Genomic DNA, 15126 nt, shown 5'->3' with positions numbered 1-15126 from the left:
CAACCGTTGACAAATCATCGACGGTCGTCTTTGCTTGCCGTACCGAAGCATCGCCTGGGGAGGGACCATGCCTCGACGGCTTTCCGCTGCCCTCTGCGCGGCCGCCACCGCGCTCACCGCCACCGCATTCACCGCCACCGTGGTCGTCGCCGCCGGCCCGGCCGCGGCCGCCACGCCCCTGCGGATCATGCCGCTCGGGGCCTCCATCACGTGGGGGACCGCCTCCACCGACGGCAACGGCTACCGCGAGGAGCTGCGCCGCCACCTCGCCGACGACGCCGGGATCGCGGTCGACTTCGTCGGCTCCCAGCAGTCCGGCAACGGCGCCGACCGCGACAACGAGGGCCACCCGGGCTACCGGATCGACCAGGTCGCCGCCGGTACCGACGCCTGGATCGCCGCCGCGAAACCCGATCTCGTGCTCGTCAACGCCGGCACGAACGACATGATCCAGAACTACGACGTGGTCAACGCCCCGGCCCGGCTCGGCGCCCTCGTCGACCAGATCCGCCGCGACGCGCCCGCGGCGACGGTGCTCGTGTCGACCCTCGTGCCCAACCGGGACGCGGCCGTCAACGCCCGCGTGAGCGCGTTCAACGCCAAGCTGCCGGCGCTGGCCCAGTCCAAGGGCGTGCGGCTCGCCGACTTCGCCGCCAACCTGACCCTCGCCGACATCGGCCCCGACGGCATCCACCCGACCGATGACGGCTACTCGAAGCTGGCCAACGTGTGGTACTCCGCGCTGCAGCCCGTCCTCGGCGCCGGACGGGCCTGGCCGGTGTTCCGCACCGACTTCGGCGCCACGGTGCAGCAGCTCACGTGGACCGACACGGTGCAGTCGTCGCTGAACGTCGGCGGCTACTGCTGCGGCCTGACGAGCATGGAGTCGGGCCGCCGGGCCGAGCTCGCCCACGGCGGGACGTACGCGCTGATGTACTCCGGCAACGACCTGAGCGCGTCCGGCTCGTACTCGTACAACCGCCTCTACAACGTGCACGTCGCGCTCACGGCCGGCACCACGCTCACGTACTGGATCTACCCCCAGCAGGCCAACGGCGCCTCCGTGGCCCTGGACCTGTCGCTGACCGACGGGCGCAGCCTGCGCGACTCGGGGGCCGTGGACCAGTTCGGGGTGCGCGCGCACCCGCAGTTCCAGGGCGAGGGCGGCCGCCTGGTGCCCAACCAGTGGAACCGCGTCACGGTGAACCTGACCCCGCTCGCGGGCGGCACCGTCGACCAGATCCGCATCGGCTACGACCGGCCCACGGGCACCGGCCTGTTCCGCGGCTACGTGGACGACATCGACATCACGCGCCCCGCCGTGTGACGAGCCGGGCCGGGTGGTCGCGGGTGGTCGCGGGCGGTCACCCGAGGCCCAGCAGCGCGGGCCGGCCGCTCGGGTGCCCGACGGTCGCCCCGGACGCGGCCACCGCGAACCGCGCCGCGTCCGGCACCGGCTCGCCGCGCAGCAGGGCCACGGTCAGGGCTGCCACGAGCGCGTCGCCGGCGCCCGTGGTGTCGACGACCTGCTCGTCGCCGAAGGGCAGCGTGAGCGTCTCGACGTTCGGGCCCGGGCCGCGCCCGGCGAACACGTTGCCCTCGGCGAAGGCGAGCGCGACCACCCGCGGCCCGGCCCGCACCAGGTCGGCCGCCGCGGCCTCGAGCTGTTGCGGGGAGTCGGCGCCGGTGAGCATCCGAGCCTCGTGCGCGTCGGCGCGCACGACGTCGGCGAGGGCGAGCAGCTCGTCGCGGGCATGCTCCGGGGCGGCGCCGTCGAGCACCAGGAGGGCGTCGGCGGGCCGCGGCCAGCACGGCCTCCTCGGGCTGTTGCAGCTGTACCAGCACCGCCTCGGCCGTGTCGAAGGCGCGATCGGCCTGCGTGACGTCGCCCGCGGACAGCAGCACCGGCTCGGGAAGATGCTCCAGGTAGCGCCAGCGGTTCGGCTCCTGCAGCACCTCGACGATGAGCCCGGTCGCCGTCCCGGGCCGGCGCACCACGGCGGAGACGTCGATCCCGTCGGCGCGGGCCTGCTCGAGCAGCCCGTCCCCGGCCGGATCGTCCCCGGCCACCGCGACGAGCGTCGGCCGCGCCCCGAGCTGTGCGAGCGCCACGGCCTGGTTGGCGCCCTTGCCGCCGAGCTGCTCCCGCCGCTGCCGGACCGCCGCGGAGGTGCCGGCCTCCGGCAGCGCCCCGTCCAGCACGAGCACGAGATCCCGCGCGAGCTGCCCGACGACCGTGACGTTCGCGTTCACGCGACCACCCGCACGGTGTCGAGCTTCGTGTCGGCCGCGTCCGGCACGATCATGCCCGCGGCCAGCCCGGAGCGCAGGTAGTCCACGATCCCGGCGGAGATCCGCTCGCCCGGGATCAGGGCGGGGATCCCGGGCGGGTACGGCGTGACCTGCTCCGCACACACGCGCCCGACGGCCCGCGCGACCGGGATGTGCTCGGCCGGGCCGAAGAACGCGTCCCGGGGCAGCACGACCGGCTCCGGCTCGAACTCGCTCGGCGACGGCAGCTCGACGCGCTTCGCGCGGGGCAGCCCCGGCGCCGCCGCCACCAGTTGCCGCACCGCGCCGACGAGCCGGCTCGCGGTCGCCTCGGTGTCGTAGCGCACGGGAATCCAGCGCGGCTCGACCCCGGCGAAGACCAGCCCGGCCACGATCGACTTGTGCGCGTCGCGGCTGAGCAGCAGCTGCCCAAGGACCGGTCGTCCAGCCCCGCGGAGGCGAGCACGTCGGCGCGGTAGGTGTCGGCGCCGAGGATCGCCTGGGCCCGCGGATCGGCGCCGCGGCCCTGGCGGTGCCCGGGCGGCGTGTACCCGTAGCGGTCACGGCGGTGATAATCCTCGAGCGCCTCGAGCAGGGGCGCCCGGCTGTGGTCCATCCGATACTGTCGCACCCGGGCCGACTACCACCGTCGAGGCGGGGGGAAACGAACTTGGCGCTCCGCGAGGACCTGATCGCACTGCGCCGGGAGCTGCACCGGCACCCGGAGCTCGGACTCGATCCGCCGGGCACCCAGCGGCGCGTGCTGGCCGCGCTGGACGGGCTGCCGCTGGACGTCACCACCGGCCGCGCGCTGTCGTCGGTGACCGCCGTGCTGCGCGGGGCGAGACCCGGGCCGGTGGTGCTGCTGCGCGGCGACATGGACGCGCTCCCGATCACCGAGCTGGCCGAGGTGCCGTTCGCGTCCGAGGTGCCCGGCGTGATGCACGCCTGCGGCCATGACCTGCACACGGCCGGGCTCGTCGGGGCCGCGCACCTGCTCGCCCGGCGCCGCGGCGAGCTCGCCGGCGACGTGGTCTTCATGTTCCAGCCGGGGGAGGAGGGGTACGACGGCGCCGGCCTGATGATCGAGGAGGGCGTCCTCGAGGCGGCCGGGCGCCCCGCCGACGCGGCCTACGGGCTGCACGTGCTCGCGACCGACTTCCCGCGCGGGGTGGTCGCGGCCCGGCCCGGCCCCCTCATGTCCGCCTCGGCCGGCCTGTTCGTGCGGGTCGTCGGCGCCGGCGGGCACGGCTCCGCCCCGCACGACGCCGCCGACCCGATCCCGGCCGCGTGTGCGATGGTCACCGCGCTGCAGACGATGGTCGGGCGCCGCTTCAGCCCGTTCGAGCCCGTCGTGATCACCGTCGGCGCGTTCCACGCCGGCACCCGCGGCAACATCATCCCGGACGAGGCGGTGTTCGAGGCGACCGTGCGCACGTTCAGCATCGCCGCCGGGGAGCTGGTCGCCCGCGAGTCGGTGCGCCTGTGCGAGGGCATCGCGGCGGCGCACGGCCTGCGGGCCGAGGTGCGGTTCGTGCCGGAGTACCCGGTGACGGTCAACGACCCGGACGAGTACGACTTCGTGTCCCGCACGGCCCGCGAGCTGTTCGGCTCCGGTCGGTTCGCGGCCATGGAGCACCCCGATCCGGGCTCGGAGGACTTCAGCCGGGTGCTGCAGCGGGTGCCGGGGGCGTACTGCTTCCTCGGCGCCGCGGCCGCCGACGACCACCGGGGCCTGCCGAACAACCACTCGCCCCGCGCGCGGTTCGACGACGGCGTGCTGCTCGCCGGCGCGACCCTGCTCGCGGAGCTGGCCGCGCGGCGCCTGGCCCGCGGTTGACCCGGATGCCGGCGGGGACGACCCGTGGGCCGGGCGGCTGCGGGCGGCTGCGGGCGGCTCCGGGCGGCCCGGGGCAGCCCCGGTGGCCCGGGGCGGCTCCGGGCAGCCCCGGCGGCCCAGGGCGGCTCCGGGCGGTTCAGGCCTGGGCGGCGGCCTCCTCCGGGGTGTCGAAGACCGGCAGGATCCACGTCAGATTGGTGATCTCCAGGACGCTGGCGACCATGGGCCGCACGCTCGCCAGCCGCAGCCAGCCGCCCGTCGCGTCCACGGCCGAGCGGGTGCGGACCAGCAGGTTCAACGCGCTGGAGTCGCACATCGGGACTTCGGCGAGGTCCAGGACGATTCGCGAACCGTTCACCCCGGTCAGGCCGTCCAGCGCCTCGGCGAGCGGGCGCAGCGTGTCGAACAGGAGCCGGCCGGTCACGCGGACGACGGCCGGATCACCGTCGAGCACCCGCACGGTCACCGTGTCGGCGGGGTTGCCGCCATCGCCGAGGAATGAGGATCGCACGATCGTGAGCTTATCCGCGTCGCTCGGTGGGCGGACCGCACCCGGGTGCGAGATGGTGGTGATGTTGTCGCGTGCGGTATTCGAGGAGGCCGGCCGGTGAGCACCCCCGACGAGCCGTGGTCCTGGCGGGCGGCGGTCGCCGACCTGCTCGCGCGGACCCGGCTGGCCCAGCCCGACGAGCTGGCCGCCGAGGTCGCCGCGGCCGTGCTGCCGCTCGGGCTGCAGGCCACGATCTACCTCGTCGACCAGGAGCAGCGCACGCTGCGCCCGGTGCCCGGGCCGGGCGCGGCGGAGCCTGGCCCGATCATGCCGATCGAGCCGATCCCGGTCGATGCGTCGGTCGCGGGCCGGGTGTTCACGACGGTGTCGCGGGAGCCGGTGCCGGCCGGCGACGGGCGGCCCGCCCGGCTGTGGATGCCCCTGCTCGACGGCACCGAACGCCTCGGCGTGCTGGAGCTGGTCGTCCGCGGCGGCGCCGGCCCCGGGGACGTCGACCCCGGTGACGAGGCCTTTCTCGCCGGCTGCGACCTGTTCGGCCAGCTCGTCGGGCACCTGATCGCGACCAAGGTGCCGTACGGCGACGCCCTGCTCAGGGTCCGGCGCGCCCGGCGCATGTCGGAGGCCTCCGAGCTGCTGTGGCAGCTGCTGCCGCCCCTGACCTTCGTGTGCCACCGCGCGGTGGTCTCGGCGATCCTCGAGCCCTGCTACGACGTCGGCGGCGACGGGTTCGACTACGCGGCGGACGGCCCGTCGCTGTACTTCGCGATCTTCGATACCGCCGGGCACGAGATGCGGGCCGGACTCGGCACGGCCGTGGTGATGTCGGCGATCCGGGCGGCCAGGCGGGCGGGCGAGGACCTGGACGCGCTGGCGCGGGCGGCCGACCGGGCGCTGGAGGCGTACCTGCCGGAGCTGCGCTTCACCACCGCGGTCCTCGCCCACCTGGACCTGGACACCGGCCGGATGCGCTACATCAACGCCGGGCACCCGCCGCCGCTGCTCGTGCGGGACGGCCGGCTCGTGCACGGGCTCACCGGCGGCCGCCGGCTGCCGCTGGGGCTCGGGCTGGACGATCCCGGGCGGGAGGTCGGCGAGCAGATGCTGCGGCGCGGCGACCGGATCCTGCTCTACACCGACGGCATCATCGAGGCGCGCGACCGCGACGGCACCGCCTTCGGCGTGGACCGCCTCGCCGGGCTCGTCCAGCGCGACGCGGGCCGGCTCCCCGCCCCCGAGACCCTGCGCCGGCTCTGCCACGCGGCGCTGTCGCACTACGACGGGCCACCGGCCGACGACGCCACGCTGATGCTCGTCGAGTGGTCGTACGACGCGGTCCGGGCGATGCTGCCCCTCGCCTGACGCCAATCTGCCCCGTCGGCCCGGCCCGGTGTGTGCCGCGTCGATATCGGGGTATCCCCCCAACGCGAGGCCCGAGCGATGTGCGGGGGATCTGATGCACGACGAGGATGGCGGCGAACCCGCGGGCCGCTCGGTGCGCTGGCGGCCCCGCAACGGCCGCGACGTCTCCGTCGCCGCCTCCGCCCGCGAGTGGGTGCTCGGCGTCCTGCCCCGGCTGCTCGCACAGCCGGCGACCCCCCGGCTGTGCGACAACGTCGAGCTGCTCATCTCCGAGCTGACCGCCAACGCGCTGCTGCACGCCGACGGCGTCGGGTACATCGACGTGTACTGCACCGACCGTGTCCTCGGCATCTCCGTCCACGACGACGTCCCCGCCCCGGTGGTGGCCGTGCAGGCGCCGACCCCCGACGTCGATCACGGCCGCGGGCTGCTGCTGGTCCAGGCGCTGGCCGCGCGGTGGGGCGTGCGTGACCACCCCGACGACGGCAAGGACGTGTGGCTGGAGCTGGCCCTGGATCGCTGAATCGGCCTATTCGGACGTTTGATTGCCAAATGGTAAGGGAATGTTGACGGCGATTCCGGGAGGGTGCCGCAATGGTTGATGACGCGTCGACGGCCGAGCTCGTCCGGCGGGCCGCGGAGCAGGTCTCGACCCTCGTGCGCGACGAGCTCGCGCTGGCCAAGGTCGAGCTCGTCGAGAAGGGCAAGCGGGCCGGGATCGGCGGCGGGCTCTTCGGCGCCGCCGCGGTGCTCGCCTGGTTCGCCGTCGGGCTGCTGCTGACGCTGCTCGTGGTGCTGCTCGATCTGGTCTGGCCGCTCTGGCTCGCGGTGCTCGTCGTGCTCGTCGTGGTGCTGGCCGCGGCCGGGATCGCGGCGCTGCTGGGCAAGCGCGAGCTGCGCCAGGCCACGCCGCCCGTCCCGCAGCAGGCGGTCGACGGCGTGCACGCGGATGTGGACACCGTGAAGGCCGCGGTGCGGGAAGGACGACGAGGATGAGCACCCAGGGCGACGAGGCGGACCGGCTGCGGGCGGAGATCGCCGCCACCCGGTCCGGGCTGGCGGAGACGGCCGAGCAGCTGGCGGCGAAGACCGACGTCAAGGGCCGGGCGAAGGAAGCGGCCGCCTCGGCCGCCTCGTCGGTCGCCCAGACCGCCGACGAGGCCAAACAGCGGGTCAGCACCGCGGCACGCACCGTGGCTGACAAGGCCGGGAGCGCGGCGAGCGTCGTGGCCGACAAGGCCGGCAGCGGGGCGAGCGTCGTGGCGAACCGGGCCGCCGGCGCGGCGACGTCCGTGCGCCGGGCCGTCCGCGACACCGACTTCGCCGCCGAGGCGCGCCGCCCGCTGCCGTGGGCCGTGATCGCGGGGGCGGCCGCCGCCGTGATCGTCATCGTGTACGCAGTCCGCCGCCGGCGGGGATGAGGAGAGACAGATGCGTCTGCTGACCTTGGCCGCGGGTGCGGCCGTCGGCTATGTGCTCGGCGCGCGGGCCGGGCGGGAGAAGTACGAGCAGATCGTGGCCAGCACCGGCCGCCTGCGCGCCAACCCGACCCCCGGCCAGGCCGTGCAGACCGTGCAGGAGCTGTTCAGCGCGCCCGCCCCGGCGCCGGCCAAGCCGGTGAAGGCGGTGCCCGCGGCGGTCGCGACGCCCGGACCGGCGCCCAAGCCGGTGAAGGCGGTGCCCGCGAGCGAGACCACAGCGGCGGTGGCGACGCCCGCGCCCACGAGCCCGAGCACCCCGAGCACCCCGAGCACCCCGAGCACCCCGAGCACCCCGAGCACCCCGAGCACCCCGAGCACCGGAAGCGCCGCGAGCACCGGAAGCGCCGCGAGCACCGGAAGCGCCGCGAGCACCGGAAACACCGCCAGCACCGCGGCGCCGAAGCCGCGCAAGCGCGCCGCCTCGAAGGTCACGCCGAAGACCGCCGAGCCCGGAACCCCGTTGGACCTCGACCGCACGGTGTGAACGACGACGGCCGGGCCGGGCGGGCTGACCGGGCGGGCTGACCGGGCGGGCTGACCGGGCGGGCTGATCGGGCGGGCTGATCGGGCGGCTGGATATCATCGGGGCGACCGATACCGCATGGGCCGGAGGAGAGTCTGTGATTCCCGACGGTGTCACCATCACCCTGTCCGGCGTCATCGACCTGCAGACGGCGCCGGCGCTCGAGGAGCGGATCCGCGCCGCGCTCGCGGAGCTGCCCGCGGGTGGCCGGCTCGTCGTCGACCTGCGTGACGTTCGGCTGCTGGACTCGGCCGGCATCCGCACGCTGCTGCACGGCCGCCGGGCCGCCGACGCGGCCGGGCGCGAGTTCCGGGTCGCGGGGGCGCACGGCATCGTCCTGAGCGCGCTGCAGCTGACGGGGGTGGCCGAGCACCTCACCGGAGGCTCTGGGGGCCCGGCGTGAACGACGGGGCCGACAGCGCCGGCCAGCTGCGCCGGCTGCAGCGGGTCACCGACGCCGCGCTGTCGCGGCTGCGGGTCGAGGACCTGCTCGACGAGCTGCTCGTGCGCGCCCGGGCGCTGCTGCAGGCCGACACCGCCGCCGTGATGCTGCTCGACGCGAGCGGCACCGAGCTGCACGCCACCGCCGCGAGCGGTCTTGAGCGCGAGGTCTACCAGGGCATCCGGGTGCCGCTCGGCGTCGGGTTCGCCGGTCGGGTCGCCTCCGGCGGGCGGCCGGTGGCGATCGGGCGCGTCGACGGCGCCAACGTGCACAGCCCGGCCCTGCACGCCGAGCGCATCGTGTCGCTGCTGGGCGTGCCCATGATCACCGCCGGGCGGGTGATCGGCGTGCTGTACGTGGGCACCCGCACCCCGCGCCGGTTCAGCGCGCCGGACGTCGAGCTGCTGCAGCTCGTGGCGGATCGGATCGCGCTCGCGACCCAGGCCCGCATCCAGAGCCTCGACCAGGCCGCCGCGCACGCCCTGCAGCGCAGCCTGCTGCCGAGCCGGCCGCCCGACATCGCCGGGCTCGACCTCGCGGTCCGGTACGTGCCCGGCGCCCGGGTCGGCGTCGGCGGCGACTGGTACGACGTGTTCGAGCTGCCGTCCGGGTGCATCGGTCTCGCGGTCGGCGACGTGGCCGGCAACGGGCTGCGCGCGGCGGTCGTGATGGGCCGGATCCGGTCGGCGCTGCGCGCCTACGCGCTGGAGACCGACGATCCGGCCGATGTCCTGACCCGCCTCGACCGCAAGATCCAGCGCTTCGAGCCCGGGGCCATGGCGACCGCCCTCTACGCGGTCATCCCGCCGGGCCTGGACCACGTGACGGTGTCCAACGCCGGGCACCTGCCGCCGGTCTACGCCGAGCAGGGCGCGGCCGGCTCGCTCACGACGGTCAAGCCGAACCTGCCGCTCGGCGCCTACCCGGACGCGCCCCGCGGCACCACGGAGCTGCCGCTGCCGCCGGGCGCGGGGCTCGTGTTCTACACCGACGGGCTGGTCGAGCGGCGCGACCAGCCCCTGCCGGTGGGGCTCGACCGGCTCGCGGCCGTGGTCGAGATCGGGCGGGCGGAGCACATGTGCACGACCGTCATGGCCGCGATGCTCGACGACCACGTGCCGCACGACGACATCGCGGTCCTCGCGCTGCGCCGCACCACGTGACGGGGCCGGCCGGCGGTGACGGCCGGCAGTGACGGCCGGTGGCCCGGGACCGAACGCCCGGCGGTGACGGCCGGCCACCGGCGACCGACCGGCCGGCGGTGCCGACTCAGGCGGCCTCGGGCGCGGGCGGCAGGCTGTCCATGAACGAGCTCACCGAGAACACGGCGCGGCCGGGGCCGGGCGGGCCGTAGCCGGGCGGGCTCGTCAGGCCGTTGGCCTCCATGATGGCGCGGTAGGTCTCCAGCAGCCGGACGTGGTACTCCAGCGGTGCCCCCTGCGGGTTGCCCTTGCCCAGCGGCGTGGTCGGCTCCGGGCACCACGTGGTGAACCGCGGGGTGATGCCGCGGGACATGAAATACTCCAGCCCCTCGGCGGTGGAGGCGATCGCCTCGTCGACGGTGGCGAAACCGGCCGGGGCGGCCATCTCCACGCCGGCCACGAAGTTCGGGATGACGTTGCGGGGGCCGAACACCTCGGCGGAGTCGAGGATGCGGCGGTGCCACTCCTCGCGGCCGACGTAGCGTTCCTTGCCGGGGCAGTACAGCTCGAACAGCCGCTTGTCCCACACCTCGTAGTTGGGGTGGTAGATCTGGATGCCGTAGTCCTTGAACCGCTGCACGTCGGCGCGGGGCAGGGCCTGGGCGACCACCTTGCCGATCCACCGGCCCGGGAAGCGCTCCTCGATCGCCTGGGCGTACTGCCCGTAGAAGTCGGCCTCGGCCTTGCCGCCCACGTGGGAGGTGATGCTGCCGCCGGTCAGCGTGTAGGCCTTCGACGCCCGCTCGGTGTCGTGCTTGTCGATGATGGCCAGCGCCTCGAGGATCTCGTCCACCGGCTTGACGCCCGTGTACGGCCGCCCGGCCGCCTTGTGCTGGCGCCAGTTGTGGTTGATGTCGCAGTACTGGCACTCCTCCTTGGCGCCGAAGTACTGGCACACGCGGAACGCCGTCAGGTAGATGAGGTAGCCCCACTGGATGGTCGGCGCGACCTCCATCACGGACTTGCCGTTGGCGAGGGTGTGCCGGTAGTAGTCGGGCATCGGCGGGAGCCCGATGTCGGCGATGGGCCGGTCGTCCAGGTGCAGCCGGAGCCGGCCGTCCTCGTCGGTCTTCACGCGATACGGCGAGGCGGGGTTGATCCGCACGGAGACCACGGTGCGGCGCAGCTCGTAGGGCCCGCCGGTGAGCACGATCTCCTCCGGCGGCCGGCGCAGCGCGGCGGTGCCCAGGTCGGGCAGCGTGCGGTGGTCGAAGGAGAAGATGAAGTACGACTTCGGCTTGACGTCCCCGCCCTCGTTGTCGGTGAGGGCCGAGTCGTCGAAGGCCAGGCCGCCGCGCAGCAGATCCTCCTTGATGACCGCCTCCCTCGGCACGTGGGGGAAGCGACCCATCAAGTCCTCGACGAGCTCCGTACGCGACTGCATCACCAGAACATCCTCCCGGACCCGCGGCGGCCGGACGGCACCCGTCGCCGATGTGAGCACCGTCTCCCGACACCACTATTGTGCCGTCCCGCGGCCGCGGTGCCCGGCGACACAGCGCGCCGGCCGGGAGTCCCCCGGCCGGCGCGCTGTGTGCGTGTCCGTGTCAGCTTCCGAGCACCTTCTGGTCCGGCGCGGCGGCGCCGGCGACCGTGACCTTGCGCGGCTTGGCCTTCTCCGTGATCGGGATCCGCAGGGCCAGCACGCCGTTGTGGTACGTCGCCCGGATGTGCTCGGTGTCGAGCGAGTCGCCGAGGAACATCTGCCGGGAGAACACCCCGAGCGGGCGCTCGGACAGGGTGACCTGCGCACTCTCGCCGAGGTCGAGGGGCCGGCGCTCCGCGCGGACGGTCAGCACGTTGCGCTCGACGCTGATGTCGATGGCGTCCTGGTCCACACCCGGCAGGTCGAAGACGACCACGAACTCGTCTCCGTTGCGGTAGGCGTCCACGGGCATCGCCGCGGGGTGTGACCACGTGCCGGTCGACGGCGCCCCGAACAGCTGCTGCGCGAACCGGTGGACCTCGGTGAAGGGCTCGCTGCGCATCAACATGCTGCACCTCCTGCACTCGACTGATCTGTCAATGCGCGATACGTTGTTTGTAGCATGTCGTCGTTCCGACGACAAGTGATTCGTCAACGGATCGATGACATCGATGACATGACACCGCAACGGTGTGAAAGGGGTGGGCCGTGATCCGGTCGGACGTCACCGCGGCCGTGGCCACCGTGCTGGCCGTCGCCGAGCTCGCGTCGCAGGAGGCCGAGCCGGAGGCCGTGCTCGAGGCGCTCGCCCTGCTGCGCGCCGTGCAGGCGGAGCTCGAGTGCGTCGAGCCGGAGCTGATCGCGGCGGCGCGGCGGGCCGGTGTCAGCTGGCAGGTCCTCGCGCCGGCGCTGGGAGTGGCCAGCCGGCAGGCCGCCGAGCGCCGTTACCTGCGCGCCGCGACCTCCGCCCGGGCCGGGGACACCAAGGACGGACGGGTCCGGGCCGAGCGCGACCACCGGGCGGGCGCCCGGGCGGTGGCGCGCTGGGCCGACGACCACGCCGCCGACCTGCGCCGCATCGCGGGACAGGTGAGCGGGCTGACCGATCTGCCGGCGGCGGCCGGCGACGACGTCGGGCGGCTGCACGACGCGCTCGGGCACGCCGACGCCGGCGCGCTGCCGGACCTGCTGGGCGCGGTCCGGCGCCACCTCGGCGGCCACCCCGGCCTCGGTGCGCAGATCGACCGGGTCGCCGCCGACACCGAGGCGGTGCTGCGGCGGACCCGGCGGCAGCGGGAGCGTTAGGCCCCGTCCTGGGCAGAGCGCTCCCGCGTGCTCTCCCGCCCGATGAGCCGGTGGGGGACGACCACGGAGCGGGCCGGTCCGGCCGGGCCCGGACCGAGGCGCTCGGCGAGACGGTCGAGCGCCGCTTCGGCGATGGCCGCCTTGTCGGGCGCGACCGTGGTCAGCGAGGGCGTGCTGAACCGCCCGTCCTCGATGTCGTCGAACCCGGCCAGCGCCACGTCCCGCGGCACCCGCACCCCGCGCTCGCCGGCCGCGCGCAGCGCCCCGAGCGCGAGCTGGTCGGTGAAGCAGAACAGCGCGTCGAAGTCCCGCCCGTCGTCCAGCAGCGCCGTCATTGCCGCGGCGCCGTCCGCCCGGTGCAGCCGGCGCACCGGCACCTCCAGCGCGGGGTCGGGCCGGACGCCGGCCTCGGCGAGCGCGGTCCGGTAGCCGCGGTGGCGCTGCTCCGCGGTGCCGTTGGCCAGGTGCGGCTGCAGGCCGACGACGGCGATGCGGCGCCGGCCGGTCGCGAGCAGGTGGCGGGTCACGTCCGCGGCCGCCGCGACGTTGTCGATCGCGACGCGGTCGAAGAGGCCGCCGCCGTCCTGCTCGCCGAGCAGCACCACCGGCGCGCCGCCCGGGTGCGGGCGCAGGTCGGCGGGGCTGAGCGCCCACGGGCTGATGAGCAGCCCGTCGACGACCTGGCCGCCCGGCGCCCGCCCGCCGTCGAGCAGCCGCCGCTCGCGCTCGGGGTCGCCGTCGGTCTGCTCGACCAGCACGGTCCACGACCGGCGCTCCGCGGCCCGGGTCACCAGGGCGGCGAGTTCGCCGAAGTAGGGCGAGGCGATCTCGGGCAGCACCAGCCCGACGAGGCCGGAGCGGCCGCCGCGCAGGCTGCGGGCGGCGGCATTGGGCCGGTACTGCAGCTCGTCGATCGCCCGCTGGACGCGCTCGCGGGTGCCGGCGGCGACGAGCGGGAAGTCGTTCACGACGTTCGACACGGTCCGGATCGACACGCCCGCGCGCTCGGCGACGTCCTTGAGGCTCGCTCCCACGAGCCGATCGTACGGCACCACTTGCAACGTTGCATGCCACGTTGCAAGCTGATGGGCATGCAGGCTTACGACGAGATCTACCGCGACGGCATCACGGCGTGCCGCGGGGCGTTTGCGGTCGAGTGGGCGGACCGGATGCGCGAAGACATGGAAGCGGCCCTTGAGGAGGCGCTCGCCCGGCCCGGCGGCGCGGTCGGCCGCGGCCCGAACCGCTACTACGTGGAGATCCACCCCGAGCAGCTGCGCGGCTTCGCCGACCTGGCGTCGCACCCGTGGGTCACGGCGGTCTGCGAGGCCGTGCTCGGCCCGCGGTACCAGATCGTGGAGCTCGGCTTCGACGTGCCCGGCCCCGGCGCCGTCGACCAGCCCTGGCACCGCGACTTCCCCATGCCCCCGGTCACCCGCGACACCGGCCGGCTCAACTCGCTGGCGTTCAACCTCACCGGCGTCGACACCACCGAGGCGATGGGCCCGTTCGAGATCGCCCCCGGCACCCAGTTCGACGACGACCCGGCGTTCGAGCACGGCATGTTCCCGCCGAAGGACCGCTACCCGCGCTACCTCGAGCGCGCGGTGCGCAAGTACCCGCGCCGCGGCGACATCTCGGCCCGCTCCGCGCTGACGATCCACCGCGGCACCGCGAACGTGTCGGACACGTCGCGGCCCGTCCTCGTGCTCGGCGTGGACGCGCCGGGGGCCGGCAACGACGAGCGGCACGCGATGGCCGTCACCCGCGACTACCACGCGGCCCTGCCCGCGGTGGTGCGCGACCACCTGACCTGCGCCGTGGTCGACACGCTGGTGCCGATCGAGCAGAAGCACACCATCGAGGGCCTCGTCATGGGCGACGCCTGACCGGGCCGCCCGCCGGCCCGGCCCGGCGACGTGGTGGCCCGCTACGGCGGCGAGGAGTTCGCGCTGCTCGCCCGCGGCCTGGACGGCCCGGAGCTGGAGGACTTCGCCGGGCGCCTGCACCGGGGCATGGCCGCGGCGCCGGATGTCACCGTCTCGGTCGGGGTGGCCTGCCTGCCGCACGACGCCGGCACGATCGAGGATCTGGCCCGCCGGGCCGACCAGGCGCTCTACGCGGCCAAGGACGGCGGCCGCAACCGGGTGGTGCTGGCCGGGTCCGGCCGGCTCGTCGGCGCCGCCGCGTCCGGCGGGTAGCTCGGGGCGAACGGCACAGCGGCCGCGGCCCCCGGCGTCCGTCAGGCGGCGATGTCGAGCAGCCCGACGATCTTCAGCACCTCGCGGGCCGGCTCGCTGAGGTTGCCCACCCGCAACCGGACGCCGGCCGTGCGGGCGCGGTTGCGCGCGGCCAGCAGCACGCCGACCCCGGCCGCGTCGAGCATCGTCACCGCCCCGAGGTCCACGTCGACCCGCCGCAGCCCCTCCCGGCCGAGCACGGCCGCGAGGGCGTCGAAGAGCCGGTTGCCCGTGTCGAGGTCGAGCACGCCGACGACCGCGACGGTCGCCACGTCGGCGCCGCCGTCGACCCGCACGTCGAACTCGTCGAGCAAGCGACGGACCTCCTCTCGCCGAGCTGACGGCCCTTGACCGGTTGCTACCCCGCGACCGTCTGGTACCCCGCCGGCGCGAAATCCGATCGCCGCCATTGGGGTTCGCCGGTCCGGCCGACCCCGGAAGCTGGCCGGGTGATCGCCCCGGTGGGTGGCTCGCCCGTACCTGAGACTCGCCGCGCCGGCCCCCGGTTCCCGGCCGGGTACCGCGC

Annotated in this window: 19 protein-coding genes and 1 pseudogene; 12 read left to right on the top strand and 8 right to left on the bottom strand. The window is 74.9% G+C overall.

Annotation, left to right across the window (positions count from 1 at the left end; translation table 11 throughout):
* The first annotated feature begins 67 nt into the window (after positions 1 to 67).
* Positions 68 to 1327 (top strand): SGNH/GDSL hydrolase family protein, encoded by a 1260-nt coding sequence (locus tag ACQP1P_RS25905; protein WP_433073619.1) that lies wholly within the window; start codon positions 68 to 70, stop codon positions 1325 to 1327.
* A 37-nt stretch (positions 1328 to 1364) separates the two neighbouring features.
* Here the strand turns inward: ACQP1P_RS25905 and ACQP1P_RS25900 are convergent, their stop codons facing one another.
* The 3 genes and pseudogenes from ACQP1P_RS25900 to ACQP1P_RS25890 all read right to left on the bottom strand — a co-directional run bounded on the left by ACQP1P_RS25900 (position 1365) and on the right by ACQP1P_RS25890 (position 2663).
* Positions 1365 to 1781 (bottom strand): carbohydrate kinase family protein, encoded by a 417-nt coding sequence (locus tag ACQP1P_RS25900; RefSeq protein WP_433073616.1) that lies wholly within the window; start codon positions 1779 to 1781, stop codon positions 1365 to 1367.
* A 223-nt stretch (positions 1782 to 2004) separates the two neighbouring features.
* Positions 2005 to 2202 (bottom strand): annotated as a pseudogene (locus ACQP1P_RS25895) (PfkB family carbohydrate kinase); the annotation flags it as partial.
* 47 nt (positions 2203 to 2249) lie between these two features.
* A complete protein-coding gene (locus ACQP1P_RS25890; RefSeq protein ID WP_433073613.1) occupies positions 2250 to 2663 on the bottom strand; it encodes a hypothetical protein in 414 nt (137 codons plus the stop codon).
* Positions 2664 to 2941: 278 nt separating this feature from the next.
* On the opposite strand from ACQP1P_RS25890, the gene ACQP1P_RS25885 reads away from it, so the two are divergent.
* A complete protein-coding gene (locus tag ACQP1P_RS25885; RefSeq protein WP_433073610.1) occupies positions 2942 to 4111 on the top strand; it encodes a M20 metallopeptidase family protein in 1170 nt (389 codons plus the stop codon).
* 136 nt (positions 4112 to 4247) lie between these two features.
* Here ACQP1P_RS25885 and ACQP1P_RS25880 read toward each other — a convergent pair whose 3' ends face one another.
* Positions 4248 to 4622: an STAS domain-containing protein gene (locus ACQP1P_RS25880; protein WP_433073607.1), complete on the bottom strand. Its 375-nt coding sequence runs from the start codon at positions 4620 to 4622 to the stop codon at positions 4248 to 4250.
* Positions 4623 to 4718: 96 nt separating this feature from the next.
* On the opposite strand from ACQP1P_RS25880, the gene ACQP1P_RS25875 reads away from it, so the two are divergent.
* The 7 genes from ACQP1P_RS25875 (at position 4719) to ACQP1P_RS25845 (ending at position 9590) form a co-directional block, all read left to right on the top strand.
* Positions 4719 to 5981 (top strand): PP2C family protein-serine/threonine phosphatase, encoded by a 1263-nt coding sequence (locus ACQP1P_RS25875; RefSeq protein ID WP_433073604.1) that lies wholly within the window; start codon positions 4719 to 4721, stop codon positions 5979 to 5981.
* Positions 5982 to 6075: 94 nt separating this feature from the next.
* Positions 6076 to 6504 (top strand): ATP-binding protein, encoded by a 429-nt coding sequence (locus tag ACQP1P_RS25870; protein WP_433073601.1) that lies wholly within the window; start codon positions 6076 to 6078, stop codon positions 6502 to 6504.
* Positions 6505 to 6575: 71 nt separating this feature from the next.
* The gene (locus ACQP1P_RS25865; RefSeq protein ID WP_433073598.1) at positions 6576 to 6977 is read left to right on the top strand and encodes a phage holin family protein; all 402 of its coding nucleotides are present in this window, start codon (positions 6576 to 6578) and stop codon (positions 6975 to 6977) included.
* Complete coding sequence (locus ACQP1P_RS25860; protein ID WP_433073595.1) at positions 6974 to 7402, top strand: DUF3618 domain-containing protein; 429 nt, start codon at positions 6974 to 6976, stop codon at positions 7400 to 7402. Before ACQP1P_RS25865 ends, ACQP1P_RS25860 begins: the two co-directional genes overlap by 4 nt.
* Before the next feature lie 10 nt (positions 7403 to 7412).
* Positions 7413 to 7946 carry a hypothetical protein gene (locus ACQP1P_RS25855; RefSeq protein WP_433073592.1) on the top strand — a complete coding sequence of 178 codons (534 nt, stop codon included), beginning with the start codon at positions 7413 to 7415 and terminating at the stop codon, positions 7944 to 7946.
* A gap of 136 nt (positions 7947 to 8082) precedes the next feature.
* Positions 8083 to 8388 carry an STAS domain-containing protein gene (locus ACQP1P_RS25850; protein WP_433073589.1) on the top strand — a complete coding sequence of 102 codons (306 nt, stop codon included), beginning with the start codon at positions 8083 to 8085 and terminating at the stop codon, positions 8386 to 8388.
* On the top strand, positions 8385 to 9590 hold the full coding sequence (locus ACQP1P_RS25845) for a PP2C family protein-serine/threonine phosphatase (RefSeq protein ID WP_433073586.1): 1206 nt from the start codon (positions 8385 to 8387) through the stop codon (positions 9588 to 9590). The genes ACQP1P_RS25850 and ACQP1P_RS25845 overlap by 4 nt, the downstream gene beginning before the upstream one ends.
* Positions 9591 to 9696: 106 nt before the next feature.
* On the opposite strand, the gene ACQP1P_RS25840 is transcribed toward ACQP1P_RS25845, so the two are convergent.
* Positions 9697 to 11013, bottom strand: a complete 1317-nt coding sequence (locus tag ACQP1P_RS25840) for a radical SAM protein (RefSeq protein ID WP_433073583.1) — start codon at positions 11011 to 11013, stop codon at positions 9697 to 9699.
* Between the two features lie 163 nt (positions 11014 to 11176).
* Positions 11177 to 11623, bottom strand: coding sequence for an Hsp20/alpha crystallin family protein (locus tag ACQP1P_RS25835; RefSeq protein WP_433073580.1), 447 nt, complete (start codon positions 11621 to 11623; stop codon positions 11177 to 11179).
* A gap of 140 nt (positions 11624 to 11763) precedes the next feature.
* On the opposite strand from ACQP1P_RS25835, the gene ACQP1P_RS25830 reads away from it, so the two are divergent.
* A complete protein-coding gene (locus tag ACQP1P_RS25830) occupies positions 11764 to 12360 on the top strand; it encodes a hypothetical protein (RefSeq protein WP_433073577.1) in 597 nt (198 codons plus the stop codon).
* On the opposite strand, the gene ACQP1P_RS25825 is transcribed toward ACQP1P_RS25830, so the two are convergent.
* A complete protein-coding gene (locus tag ACQP1P_RS25825; protein WP_433073574.1) occupies positions 12357 to 13394 on the bottom strand; it encodes a LacI family DNA-binding transcriptional regulator in 1038 nt (345 codons plus the stop codon). The genes ACQP1P_RS25830 and ACQP1P_RS25825 overlap by 4 nt on opposite strands.
* Positions 13395 to 13451: 57 nt before the next feature.
* On the opposite strand from ACQP1P_RS25825, the gene ACQP1P_RS25820 reads away from it, so the two are divergent.
* Positions 13452 to 14249 carry a phytanoyl-CoA dioxygenase family protein gene (locus ACQP1P_RS25820; protein WP_433073571.1) on the top strand — a complete coding sequence of 266 codons (798 nt, stop codon included), beginning with the start codon at positions 13452 to 13454 and terminating at the stop codon, positions 14247 to 14249.
* A 30-nt stretch (positions 14250 to 14279) separates the two neighbouring features.
* A complete protein-coding gene (locus ACQP1P_RS25815) occupies positions 14280 to 14561 on the top strand; it encodes a GGDEF domain-containing protein (RefSeq protein ID WP_433073568.1) in 282 nt (93 codons plus the stop codon).
* A gap of 41 nt (positions 14562 to 14602) precedes the next feature.
* Here ACQP1P_RS25815 and ACQP1P_RS25810 read toward each other — a convergent pair whose 3' ends face one another.
* Complete coding sequence (locus ACQP1P_RS25810; protein ID WP_433073565.1) at positions 14603 to 14914, bottom strand: STAS domain-containing protein; 312 nt, start codon at positions 14912 to 14914, stop codon at positions 14603 to 14605.
* Positions 14915 to 15126 lie beyond the last annotated feature (212 nt).

The organism is Dactylosporangium sp. CA-052675, assembly GCF_050947935.1.
Classification (GTDB): Bacteria; Actinomycetota; Actinomycetes; order Mycobacteriales; family Micromonosporaceae; genus Dactylosporangium.
This window is presented reverse-complemented; position numbering and strand designations above follow the sequence as displayed.

What these genes read in the sequence shown, in the direction of transcription:
- ACQP1P_RS25835 (WP_433073580.1), bottom strand. Translation starts at nt 11,623, where the DNA reads ATGTTGATGCGCAGCGAGCCCTTCACCGAGGTCCACCGGTTCGCGCAG.
- ACQP1P_RS25840 (WP_433073583.1), bottom strand. Translation starts at nt 11,013, where the DNA reads ATGCAGTCGCGTACGGAGCTCGTCGAGGACTTGATGGGTCGCTTCCCC.
- ACQP1P_RS25905 (WP_433073619.1), top strand. Translation starts at nt 68, where the DNA reads ATGCCTCGACGGCTTTCCGCTGCCCTCTGCGCGGCCGCCACCGCGCTC.
- ACQP1P_RS25820 (WP_433073571.1), top strand. Translation starts at nt 13,452, where the DNA reads ATGCAGGCTTACGACGAGATCTACCGCGACGGCATCACGGCGTGCCGC.
- ACQP1P_RS25865 (WP_433073598.1), top strand. Translation starts at nt 6,576, where the DNA reads ATGGTTGATGACGCGTCGACGGCCGAGCTCGTCCGGCGGGCCGCGGAG.
- ACQP1P_RS25855 (WP_433073592.1), top strand. Translation starts at nt 7,413, where the DNA reads ATGCGTCTGCTGACCTTGGCCGCGGGTGCGGCCGTCGGCTATGTGCTC.
- ACQP1P_RS25860 (WP_433073595.1), top strand. Translation starts at nt 6,974, where the DNA reads ATGAGCACCCAGGGCGACGAGGCGGACCGGCTGCGGGCGGAGATCGCC.
- ACQP1P_RS25870 (WP_433073601.1), top strand. Translation starts at nt 6,076, where the DNA reads ATGCACGACGAGGATGGCGGCGAACCCGCGGGCCGCTCGGTGCGCTGG.